The sequence below is a fragment of the Mesorhizobium sp. M4A.F.Ca.ET.050.02.1.1 genome (assembly GCF_003997725.1).
Classification (GTDB): domain Bacteria; phylum Pseudomonadota; class Alphaproteobacteria; order Rhizobiales; family Rhizobiaceae; genus Mesorhizobium.
On the sequence record NZ_RZSG01000210.1, the window covers coordinates 1 to 8,283 of the forward strand.

Annotated in this window: 7 protein-coding genes; 5 read left to right on the forward strand and 2 right to left on the reverse strand. The window is 65.5% G+C overall.

Translation table 11 applies throughout. The features are described 5' to 3' along the window. Positions 1-606: LysR family transcriptional regulator (locus EOA33_RS15895; protein WP_145989161.1), on the reverse strand; the 606-nt coding region annotated here is incomplete at its 3' end. Between the two features lie 140 nt (positions 607-746). Between EOA33_RS15895 and katG the strand changes: the two genes are divergently transcribed. After that, positions 747-2,942: a catalase/peroxidase HPI gene (gene katG / locus EOA33_RS15900; protein WP_127406031.1), complete on the forward strand. Its 2,196-nt coding sequence runs from the start codon at positions 747-749 to the stop codon at positions 2,940-2,942. 78 nt (positions 2,943-3,020) lie between these two features. Here katG and EOA33_RS15905 read toward each other — a convergent pair whose 3' ends face one another. Beyond that, complete coding sequence (locus EOA33_RS15905) at positions 3,021-3,698, reverse strand: MIP family channel protein (protein ID WP_126056382.1); 678 nt, start codon at positions 3,696-3,698, stop codon at positions 3,021-3,023. 331 nt (positions 3,699-4,029) lie between these two features. On the opposite strand from EOA33_RS15905, the gene EOA33_RS15910 reads away from it, so the two are divergent. From EOA33_RS15910 to guaA, 4 genes are all read left to right on the forward strand, one after another. Continuing rightward, positions 4,030-5,319, forward strand: coding sequence for an RsmB/NOP family class I SAM-dependent RNA methyltransferase (locus tag EOA33_RS15910; RefSeq protein ID WP_126056381.1), 1,290 nt, complete (start codon positions 4,030-4,032; stop codon positions 5,317-5,319). Between the two features lie 95 nt (positions 5,320-5,414). Continuing rightward, positions 5,415-5,873, forward strand: coding sequence for a PaaI family thioesterase (locus EOA33_RS15915; RefSeq protein ID WP_126056380.1), 459 nt, complete (start codon positions 5,415-5,417; stop codon positions 5,871-5,873). Between the two features lie 3 nt (positions 5,874-5,876). Continuing rightward, positions 5,877-6,533, forward strand: a complete 657-nt coding sequence (locus EOA33_RS15920) for a 5'-methylthioadenosine/S-adenosylhomocysteine nucleosidase (RefSeq protein ID WP_127406032.1) — start codon at positions 5,877-5,879, stop codon at positions 6,531-6,533. A gap of 55 nt (positions 6,534-6,588) precedes the next feature. Further along, positions 6,589-8,151 carry a glutamine-hydrolyzing GMP synthase gene (gene guaA / locus EOA33_RS15925; protein WP_127406033.1) on the forward strand — a complete coding sequence of 521 codons (1,563 nt, stop codon included), beginning with the start codon at positions 6,589-6,591 and terminating at the stop codon, positions 8,149-8,151. Positions 8,152-8,283 lie beyond the last annotated feature (132 nt).

Sequence of the window (8,283 nt, forward strand, 5' to 3'; positions counted from 1 at the left end):
ACAATGGCCTTCCTCCAGCAGCATCAGCCTTTCCAGCGCCGGGCTTTCCGGCGGCACCGGCGGCGAGGCGAAGGCCGGATCGCCTGACGGCACGGCAAGGAAGAAGCGGTCAGGGAAAAGCTCTTCGCTGACTAGGCCGGGATGGTCGAGCGGCAGCGCGGCGATGAAGGCGTCCAACCGGCCGGAAGCCGTGTCCTCGACCAGCGACGCGGTCACCGCCTCGCGCAGTTCGAGTTGCAGGACCGGGAAATGCTTTCTCAATTCCGGCAACACATGCGGCAGCAGATAGGGCGCGACCGTGGGAATGATGCCCAGGCGGAAGCGCCCTTCCATGGCGGGGCGGCCGCGCCGGGCCGTCGTCTCGACGTCACGGATGTCGGCGAGGATGCGCTCGATGCGTGGCTGCAAGGCCAGCGCCTCGTCGGTCATTCGCACCGTCTTGCCGCCGCGCTCGAACAGACGGCAGGCCAGCCGCTGTTCCATCTCCGCGATCTGCGCGGAGAGCGCCGGCTGACTGACGCCGGCGAGCTTGGCGGCGCGGCCGAAATGCAGCGTCTGCGCCAGCGCGTCGAAATATTGCATCTGCCGGACGGTGAGACCGATCATAAGGAAATCCTATCGGAAAAAACAGGAAAGGCAATTTGTCTTTATCGTCTCGCCGGCCTAGTCTGGAATCGTTCCAGATTGGCGCGGCCGCTGGCAGCCCCTGGTGAAAAATCAAATCTCGGCAAAAATCGGAGAGTAAGATGGACGCGAAAACCGACGACAACAGCGCGGGCAAATGCCCTGTGGCGCATGGATCCGCCGGCCGGACCAACCGTGACTGGTGGCCGAACCAGCTCGACCTCGGCGTGCTCCACCAGCAGTCGAACCTCTCGGACCCGATGGGCGAGGATTTCGACTACGCCAAGGAGTTCAAGAGCCTCGACCTCGATGCGGTGATCAAGGACCTGCACCATGTGATGACGGATTCGCAGGACTGGTGGCCGGCTGACTTCGGCCATTACGGGCCGCTGTTCATCCGCATGGCCTGGCATAGCGCCGGCACCTATCGCATCGGTGACGGCCGCGGCGGCGCCGGCGCCGGCCAGCAGCGTTTCGCGCCGCTGAACAGCTGGCCGGACAACGCCAATCTCGACAAGGCGCGCCGTCTGCTCTGGCCGGTCAAGCAGAAGTATGGCCGCAGGATCTCCTGGGCCGACCTGATGATCCTCGCCGGCAACGTCGCGCTGGAATCGATGGGCTTCAAGACCTTCGGCTTCGCCGGCGGCCGCGCCGACGTCTGGGAGCCCGAGCAGGACGTGAACTGGGGTTCCGAGGCGAAGTGGCTGGGTGACGAGCGCTACTCCGGCGACCGCGAGCTCCATGGCCATCTCGGCGCCGTGCAGATGGGCCTGATCTACGTCAATCCCGAAGGCCCCAACGGCAATCCGGATCCGCTGGCCGCGGCGCGCGACATCCGCGAGACCTTCCGCCGCATGGCGATGAACGACGAGGAGACAGTCGCGCTGATCGCCGGCGGTCACACCTTCGGCAAGACCCATGGCGCCGGCGATGCCGCACTTGTCGGCGCCGAGCCGGAAGGCGCCGGCATCGAGGCGCAGGGCCTCGGCTGGTCGAGCAAATACGCCACCGGTATTGCCGGCGACGCCATCACCTCGGGCCTCGAGGTCACCTGGACCACGACGCCGACGAAGTGGAGCAACAACTTCTTCGACAACCTCTTCAACTACGAATGGGAGCTGACGAAGAGCCCGGCGGGCGCCCATCAATGGACGCCGAAGGCCGGCGCCGGCGCCGGCCTGGTGCCGGACGCGCACAATCCGTCCAAGCGCCATGCGCCGGCCATGCTCACCACCGACCTTTCGCTGCGCTTCGACCCGGCCTACGAGAAGATCTCGCGGCGGTTCCACCAGCATCCCGCTGAGTTCGCCGACGCCTTCGCCCGCGCCTGGTTCAAGCTCACCCACCGCGACATGGGTCCGGTCGTGCGCTATCTCGGCCCGCTCGTGCCGAAGGAAGAGCTGATCTGGCAGGATCCGATTCCGGCGATCGACCACGAGTTGGCGAGCGAAGGGGACATCGCTGCGCTGAAGGCCAAGATCCTCGCCTCCGGCCTGTCGGTCTCCGACCTGGTCTCGACCGCCTGGGCCTCGGCCTCGACCTTCCGCGGCTCCGACAAGCGCGGCGGCGCCAACGGCGCGCGCATTCGCCTGAGTCCGCAGAAGGACTGGGAGGTCAACCAGCCCGCCAAGCTGTCGACGGTACTGGCGAAGCTCGAAACTATCCAGCAGGAGTTCAACGCAGCGCAGACCGGCGACAAGAAGATCTCGCTCGCCGACCTGATCGTGCTCGGCGGCGTCGCCGCGGTCGAAAAGGCGGCGAAGGACGGCGGCCACCAGGTGACGGTGCCGTTCACCCCGGGCCGCATGGACGCCTCGCAGGAACAGACCGACGCCCAGTCCTTCGCCGCGCTCGAGCCGGTCGTCGATGGCTTCCGCAACTATGCCAGGGGCAAGCTGCCACTGTCGGTCGAGGCGTTGCTGGTCGACCGGGCGCAGCTCCTGACCCTGACAGCGCCAGAAATGACGGTGCTGGTCGGCGGCTTGAGGGTGCTCGGCGCCAACTCCGGCGGCTCGAAGCACGGCGTGTTCACCGACAGACCAGGCACGCTGAGCAACGACTTCTTCGTCAACCTGCTCAGCATGGCGACGGTCTGGGATCCGGCGTCGGGCTCCGACGAGATCTACGAAGCGCGTGACCGCAAGACCAAGGCGGTCAAATGGACCGGCACCCGCGCCGACCTGATCTTCGGCTCGCACGCGCAACTGCGAGCGCTTTCCGAGGTCTACGGCTCGGTCGATGCCAAGGACAAATTCGTCAAGGATTTCGTCAAGGCGTGGACCAAGGTGATGAACCTCGACCGCTTCGAGATTGCCTGATCCTCGAAAGAGCGTGCACTCCAACAAAAAGGCGCGGGGCCAGCCCCGCGCCTTTTCGCATTCAGGCTTCAAAAAAAATCAGTCCTTCTCGAAGATGCGCGCCTTGGCGACGACGCCGGCGATGGCGCCGCCGATCAGTGGCGCGACGATGAACAGCCACAGCTGGCTGAGCGCCGCCGCGCCCGAAAACAGCGCCGGACCGATCGAGCGGGCCGGATTGAGCGAGGTGCCGGTGACCGGGATGATGGCGAAGTGCAGCCCGGCCAGCGTCAGGCCGATGACCAGCCCGGCGAAGGTTGTGCTGTGATTTTGCGCCGTGACGCCGAGGATCACGGTGACGAAGGTGAAGGTTGCGATCAATTCCCACAGGAAAGCCGAGCTGACGCCCCATTTCGCTTCGTCCCAGCCATTGGCGCCGAAACCGCCAGTGTGGCCGCCGACCTGGCCGGAGACGATGATCCACAGCGCCAGCGAGGCGATGATGGCGCCGATGATCTGCGCGATCCAGTAGGGAACGACGTCCTTTGCCGGCAGCCGGCCGGCGAGGAAGGCGCCAAGCGTCACAGCCGGATTGAGATGCGCGCCCGAGATCGGCCCGATCGCATAGGCCGCCGCGATGAGGCCGATGCCGAACGCCAGGCCGATGCCTTCCTGGCCGAGCGGCAGCGCACCGCCGAAGCCGCCCGTGACCACAGAAGCCGTGCCGATGAATACCAACAGGAATGTGCCTAGAACTTCCGCAAGATAAGTCTTCATTGCCCTCTCCTCGTATCGATCCGCAAAACCGCCTTTACTGCGTCGCGAATCACGGCTGAGAGAGTATTCGCAACCCGAAATCTTGGAAAGCGGAGTGGTTAAGCCCGCGGGCTTGCTTGTACTCGTTAGTAAAAATATTAGACATATTTCATGTTCCGGTTGATTTGTTCTTGTTTTCCGCTGAGGACCGACTGCATCGAAAAGCGTTCCGTATGTCGTACGCAGGATGGCATTGGACCGGCCGTTTTGGCCTCACCGCAACAGAACTGTTTCAATCGGAGCAGGAAAGGCTCTAAGAGCAGGACTGAAGGCAACGGTTGACGGAGCAGGAATGAGACTGGGCGGAAGGCTGGCGGCGGCCATTGAGGTTCTGGAAGACATCGGCCGGCGGCACCGGCCGGTGGCCGACGCCCTGCGCGACTGGGGCCTGTCGCACCGCTTTGCCGGCGGCGGCGATCGCGCGGCGATCGGCAACATCGTCTATGACGCGCTGCGCCGCAAGCGTTCCGCCGGCTGGCTGCTCGGCGAGGACACCCCGCGCGCAATCGGCTTCGGCGCCCTGCTGCTCGAATGGGGCCAGACGGCACAGTCGCTGAACGATGCGCTGGACGGCGACAGGTTCGCGCCGCCGCTGCTCAGCGACACCGAACTGATGGCGGCGGCCGATCGCCGCCCGGCCGATGCGCCGGACGCGGTACGAGCCGACATTCCGGACTGGTGTGTGCCGCTGTTCGGGCAGGCTTTCGGCGAGACGTGGGTCGCGGAAGGGGCGGCGCTCGCCGCTCGCCCGCCGCTGGACCTCAGGGTCAACACGCTGCAGGCCGATCGCGGCAAGGTGCTGGCCGAACTCAACGGCACGGGCGCGGCTGCCGCGAGCATTGCCGCGCAAGGCATCCGCATCCCGCCGATCGATGGCGACGGCAGGCACCCCAACGTCCAGGCCGAACCCGCCTTCCAGAAGGGCTGGTTCGAGGTCCAGGACGAAGGGTCGCAGATCGTCGCGACGCTGGCCGGCGCCGAGGCCGGAATGCAGGTGCTCGACTATTGCGCCGGCGCCGGCGGCAAGACGCTGGCGCTGTCGGCCGAAATGGACAATCGCGGCCAGATATTTGCCCATGATGCCGAAAAGGCGCGGCTTGCGCCGATCTTCGACCGCATGCGCCGGTCCGAAAACCGAAACATCCAGATCGTCAGCAAACCCGCCGAACTGGGCCCGCTCGCTGGCCATATGGACATCGTGCTGGTCGACGCCCCCTGCACTGGCAGCGGCACCTGGCGGCGCCGCCCCGACGCCAAATGGCGGTTGACGCAAAGACAGCTCGACCAGCGCCGGGGCGAGCAAAGGGAAATCCTCGACGCGGCCAAGGCCTTCGTCAAACCCGGTGGCTTGCTGGTCTACATCACCTGCTCGGTGTTCGACGCCGAGAATGGCGAGCAAGTGGCCGATTTCCGCGCCCGCCATGGTGAGTTCGCGCCTGTTGACCACCGCAAGCTCTGGGACGGCCGCTTTCCCGGCCATGAAGCCGCCGCGCGCATCGGCGCCGGCGGCGGTATCTCGCTGTCGCCGGCGCTGAGCGGCACCGACGGGTTCTATGTCTGCGCGCTGCACAGGGCGGGTTGAGGCAGGGGTGCCGGCATTGCTGCACTGCAACATAAGAGATTGCCTGCGCGGCGTGCCTCTGCAATAAGCTTTCCCAGGAAATGAAGGCGACAGCCATGGCAGCAAAGATCGTACCCGCTCCTGACTATGAGGACCGGGTCCGCACATCCTTCGCCCGGCAGCAGGCGATGACGACCATCGGCGCCGAGCTGACCCTGGTGACACCCGGCATCATCGAGATCGAGATGCCCTACTCGGCCGCGCTCACCCAGCAGCATGGTTTCCTGCATGCCGGCGTCATCTCGACGGCGCTGGACTCGGCCTGCGGCTATGCTGCCTTCTCGCTGCTGCCGCAGAATTCCAGCGTGCTGACCATAGAGTTCAAGGTCAATCTCCTGGCGCCGGGCAGGGGCGAGCGCTTCCTGTTCCGCGGCTCGGTGACCAAGCCAGGCCGCACCATCATCGTCGCCGACGGCCAGGCCTACGCCTTCGCCGCCGACGGCGAGGCCAAGCTGATCGCCACCATGACCGGCACCATGATGACGGTCGTCGGACGGGACGGGATCGAAGGATAATCCATGGCAAGCGCTGTGCGGATCGTGGGCAGGGACGTTCTCTTCGTCATGGCCGCGCAGGCCGAATACGGTCCGCATCTCAGAAAACTGTTCACGCCGCTGATGACTGGCGTCGGGCCGGTCGAGGCCGGGGTCAGGCTGGGCGCCGAGCTTGCCCGGCTGAGGGGGGGGAAGGCGCTGCCGGATCTTGTCGTCTCGCTCGGCTCGGCCGGCAGCCGCACGCTGGAGCAGGCGGAGATCTATCAGGCGGTTTCGGTCGCCTATCGCGACATCGACGCCTCGCCTTTGGGCTTCGAGAAGGGTGCCACGCCGTTTCTCGACCTGCCGGTCACCGTGCCCTTGCCGCTAAGGATCCCCGGCATCAGGGAGGCGTCGCTGTCGACCGGCGGCGCGATCATCTCCGGCGCTGCCTATGATGCGATCGCCGCTGACATGGTCGACATGGAAACTTTCGCCTGCCTGCGCGCCTGCCAGCTGTTCGGCGTGCCACTCGCCGGCCTGCGCGGCATTTCCGATGGCGCGGCTGACCTCAGGCATGTCGGCGACTGGACGGAGTACCTGCACGTTATCGACGAGAAACTGGCCGGCGCGGTCGGCCTTCTGGAACAGGCGATCGCTTCCGGCACGGTCAGCCTGGGCGCGGCGAAGCCGTCGGATTGAACCGGACGCCTCGCAACCCATTGCGCCGACTCGTTTCTTTCTCTAAACGCTCGCCATGAAAACAGCCAATCGCTCCGACACCGTCCTGATTGTCGACTTCGGCAGCCAGTTCACGCAGCTCATCGCCCGCCGCATCCGCGAGGCCGGCGTCTTTTCCGAGATCGTGCCGTTCCAGTCGGCCGAGACGGCCTTCGAGCGCATCAATCCCAAAGCGGTGATCCTGTCCGGCGGCCCGGCCTCGACCACCGATATCGGCAGCCCGCGCGCCCCGCAGATCGTCTTCGAGGCCGGCGTGCCGGTGCTCGGCATCTGCTATGGCCAGATGGCGCTTTGCGTGCAGATGGGCGGCGTCGCCGAAAGCTCCAACCATCGCGAGTTCGGCCGCGCCTTCGTCGAGATCGAGAAGGAGAGCCCGCTGTTCGAGGGCCTGTGGGCGCCCGGCCAGCGGCACCAGGTGTGGATGAGCCATGGCGACCGCGTCATCTCGCTCCCCAAGGGCTTCGAGGTGTTCGGCAGGTCCGAAGGCTCGCCCTTCGCCATCTTCGGCGATGTCGAGCGCAAGATGTACGGCATCATGTTCCATCCCGAGGTGGTGCATACGCCGGACGGCGCCAGGCTGCTCAGGAACTTCGTCCACAACATCGCCGGCATCGAGGGCGACTGGACGATGCGCGCCTATCGCGAGCACGCCGTCGAGGCGATCCGCAAGCAGGTCGGCAAGGGCAAGGTGATCTGCGCGCTGTCGGGCGGCGTCGACTCCTCGGTCGCCGCACTTCTCATCCACGAGGCGGTCGGCGATCAGCTCACCTGCATCCTCGTCGACCATGGCCTGATGCGCAAGGACGAGGCGGCGAGCGTGGTGGAGATGTTCCGCCAGCACTACAATTTGCCGCTGATCCTGGTCGACGCGTCCGACCGCTTCATCTCGGCGCTGGAAGGCGAGGCCGATCCCGAAAAGAAGCGCAAGACGATCGGCCGGCTGTTCATCGAAGTGTTCGAGGAAGAGGCCAAGAAGCTCGGCGGCGCCGATTTCCTGGCCCAGGGCACGCTCTATCCCGACGTCATCGAAAGCGTCTCCTTCTCCGGCGGCCCGTCGGTGACGATCAAGTCACACCACAATGTCGGCGGCCTGCCAGAGCGCATGAACATGAAGCTGGTCGAGCCGCTGCGCGAATTGTTCAAGGACGAGGTGAGGGCGCTGGGCAAGGAGCTCGGCCTGCCCGAGAGCTTCATCGGCCGGCATCCGTTCCCGGGCCCCGGCCTTGCCATACGCTGCCCGGGCGGCATCTCTCGCGACAAGCTTGAGATCCTGCGCGAGGCCGACGCCATCTATCTCGACGAGATCCGCAAGGCCGGCCTCTACGACGCCATCTGGCAGGCCTTCGCCGTGCTCTTGCCGGTGCAGACCGTCGGCGTCATGGGCGACGGCCGCACCTACGAATTCGTCTGCGCGTTGCGCGCCGTCACCTCGGTCGACGGCATGACCGCCGACTTCTACCACTATGACATGAACTTCCTTGCCGCCGCCGCCACCCGCATCATCAACGAGGTACGGGGCATCAACCGCGTCGTCTACGATGTGACGTCGAAGCCGCCCGGCACGATCGAGTGGGAATGATTCAGGTCTATCCGAACGTCGCCGAAATTACGCCAGAAATCGATCTAACTAACTGAAATTAAAAATAATTTTGGCCAGCAGCTTTCGCTGCCTATCGGCGTGCATTGTTCGGCCTTGCCGGACTGGCTTCCG